The organism is Streptomyces sp. NPDC055140 (assembly GCF_053607285.1).
Genome location: NZ_JBSGTG010000134.1, coordinates 1 through 3,000, shown reverse-complemented (window position 1 = coordinate 3,000; position 3,000 = coordinate 1). Strand labels below are relative to the sequence as shown.

At 69.7% G+C, this 3,000-nt stretch carries 3 protein-coding genes; all 3 read left to right on the top strand.

Features of this window, described 5'->3' with window-relative positions:
- Positions 1 to 54 precede the first annotated feature (54 nt).
- The gene (locus ACWFR4_RS48225) at positions 55 to 564 is read left to right on the top strand and encodes a hypothetical protein (protein WP_453658279.1); all 510 of its coding nucleotides are present in this window, start codon (positions 55 to 57) and stop codon (positions 562 to 564) included.
- A gap of 276 nt (positions 565 to 840) precedes the next feature.
- The gene (locus tag ACWFR4_RS48220) at positions 841 to 1,431 is read left to right on the top strand and encodes a hypothetical protein (RefSeq protein ID WP_453658277.1); all 591 of its coding nucleotides are present in this window, start codon (positions 841 to 843) and stop codon (positions 1,429 to 1,431) included.
- A gap of 466 nt (positions 1,432 to 1,897) precedes the next feature.
- Positions 1,898 to 3,000 (top strand): hypothetical protein (locus tag ACWFR4_RS48215; RefSeq protein ID WP_453658275.1); only part of this gene is annotated, 1,103 nt, incomplete at its 3' end.

Sequence of the window (3,000 nt, the reverse complement as noted above, 5' to 3'; positions counted from 1 at the left end):
CCCGGCACGCACGTCGCACGGCTGCCGGAACCTTCAAGGCCACTGGAGTGCCCCATGCTGGACCTGCCCACACGCGTCTCAAAGCTGTTCGACACCGTGCCCTTCCCCGAGCACGACGACGGCTTGTTCACGTACGACGGCCTATACACCCTGCCCTGGCAGACCGAACACTGCACTGGAGATCTGACCGTCCGTCTCGACGACACCGACCAGCCGCCCGCGACCGTCAGTACCGACCGCACCACGCTCGGAACAATCCTCTGCGCCGCAGCCGAAACCTGGCCCGACACCGCGCGCACCCCCACCCCGAACATGACCCTTCGACCAGCTGCCGAATGGCTCCCCGCCGTGCTGCCGCTCGCGGACGGCACCATCCCCGAGACCACGGACTACTACGGAGTGCCGTTGGTGCGGCTGCACTTCGCGCCCGCCCCCGGCGCCCGCCTGAAGATCCGCGTTTCCCTGCACGCCTGCGAGCCCTCACACCTCGTACTCGCCAGCCTCCACACCACTGACTACGACACCGTCACCCGATACATGCAGGCGCTGCACGGCCCCTTCTGAGAAGTGACGGGTTCGGCTGACCCACGGCTGTACCCCAGACCCACCCGGCGGCCACGGCCGCATCAGCACCGCCCCCGGCCCCCGCCCTGTTTGGGCATGGTGTCCGGGGGGCTTAGCTATACCCCGGGCACGTGTCCGGGTGGTCGGGGGCTGCTGTCTGTCTGGGCCTCGCGTGGTTGCGCTGCTTGCTGCGCGCTACGCCATCGTTCGGGCATCGGCCCGGGGATTCCATCCCGGCCACACGAATCCACTGGCAGCACGTGAATCGGAGCCCGCATGCCCCACACCGACCAGGCCCCCGACACCACCACGCAGCACGGCCCGCGCACCGTCATTCTCAAGGTCGAAGACTCGGGCCGTTTTGTCTCGGCCTACGCCACCCGCCCGAATCTCGCGCACACGATCACGCCGGGCGCCAGGTTTTACGAGGTGCTGATCTCCGACACGTTCATCGGCAGCGACAAGGTGCCCGGCCGTGAGATCGCGAACTTCGCCATCCTCGGCGAGGTCTACGCCGACGACGACCCCGAGGGCTGGCGGAACGGAGTCGAGGTGATCCGGGATCTGTCCAATCACAGCAAGCCCGGGTGGGCTGTTCTGCGGCGTATCGAGGCCGAGCTGATCCGCGCCGGGCACTACAGTGCGCGCATCGAGGCCCCGTTGACGCAGATCCTCGGTGTCACCTACGACCATCCGGAGGGCGAGCCGGTGACGATCGTTCCCATGCCTGAGGGCTGGCAGCTCGTCACCGAGCACCCGGCCATGGTGAACATGGTGCTGGGTGCCGTTGTCGCATCCCTCGACGCCACGCCGAAGGAGATCGCCGCCGCGTTCATGCGCGCGGCCGACGCTCGCTTCACCTGGTAGACGCCCTCCCCAGGCCCCCGGGGACGCCCGTCCTGCGCGCGGCGTCCCCAGGGGCCTGCCCATGCCCGCCCCGCGTCGCGCGTTCCCGTCGGCACGACCACCCTGCGCCGCATTAGCAAGGCGACGCGTCCTGCCCGAGGCACCGGACCCGCGCCCGGGGCCGTCCCGTTCCCGCGCCCTGCGACCCCTGCGACCCCCGCGACCACCGGGCGACCGGGTCGACTGCGGCCACCGGGTCGACTGCCCGCCTCTACACGCCGGCGGCCCGTTCCCGTACCAGGGGGCGGGCCGTCGGCGTGCCAGGGGGTGTCTGCGCTGCTGCGTGTGCGATACGCGAGGAGAGGGTGTCTGTCCGCGGGTCACGTCAACTGGCCGTGTTCTTGCGCCGCTTAGCCCGTGAGTCTCCACGGTTTCGGCCACACCGGCACAACGCCCGGCCGCACCCCGCACCCGTAGGAGCCCTCCCATGCCCCACACTCACACCCACATGCGCCCCGCCCCGATATCTGCAGGGGGCCGCACCGCTATCGATCACGCTCACGTCGCGGAACGGATGCGCGCACAGCTCGTCGACTTCTGGGGCAAACCCGTCCGTGGTGTGCCCCGGGGCGGGGACCTCATGGCGTCGATGCACCTCACCGCAACGGGCCGTGACCTCGTGGAGGATCCCGACGCCATCGCCCTCTACTTCACGATGTGCGCCAACTTCGCCAACGCCTACCGTGACAGTGACGTGTGGGTGGCACCCTGCAGCATGGGCGACCGCATCGCCCAGCATCCCTTCGTGAACACCGAAAGGATCAGCGTCGTTGACCTGCCGGACTCCGCTCCCGCCCGCGATGGCCTCGTCTACTTCCCCACCCCGATCGACCTCGACGGCCTGCACCCTGTCCACGGCCTGGCCTGGCATTTGACGGGCACCGGCAACGACGTTGCCATCGCCATCGAGACGATCACCGCCACGCACCATGTACCGACCCGGCTGCCGCCGCTCATCGCCGCGTCGACCAAGCTGCCTCTTGGCCCGTACTGCCCCAACAGCGTCACCACCCTGTATGAAGGCGTCCTCTGCGGCTACGGCAACCCGCACCCGTTCGGCGCCCCCGACCGGGCCAACGCGCTCCGGCTTGTTCTGGCGTTCTGGGAACTGCGTGCACCCACCACCCCCGACGACCCCGACAGCCCGGACGCGGCTACCGCTCCCGGCGAGGACATCGTGAAGGTCCCCCAGCACACCGCCGCCGGGACCCAATCTCCCGCGCGGGGCCGCAAGAACAAGCGCACCGGCAAGGCCCCGCGCAGTCGCCGCATCCGCATCATCCGCGAACCCGTCCACACCCCCACCGAACAGGAGCGCCCGGCCACCGGCCCCACGAGGGCTGCCTCCGAGCCGAAGTGGAAGGACGACACGCTGCGCTGGAAGGTCGGTGAGAAGTGGCAGAACCGCTGCCCCAACCCGCACCAGCACCGCGCCATCATCGAAGCAGGCGGCGAGTGCGAACCCGTCCGCGTCCGCGTCAAGTTAAACAGCAACGTGCCCACGGGCCGCTCAGTCGACCCCCGCCGCAC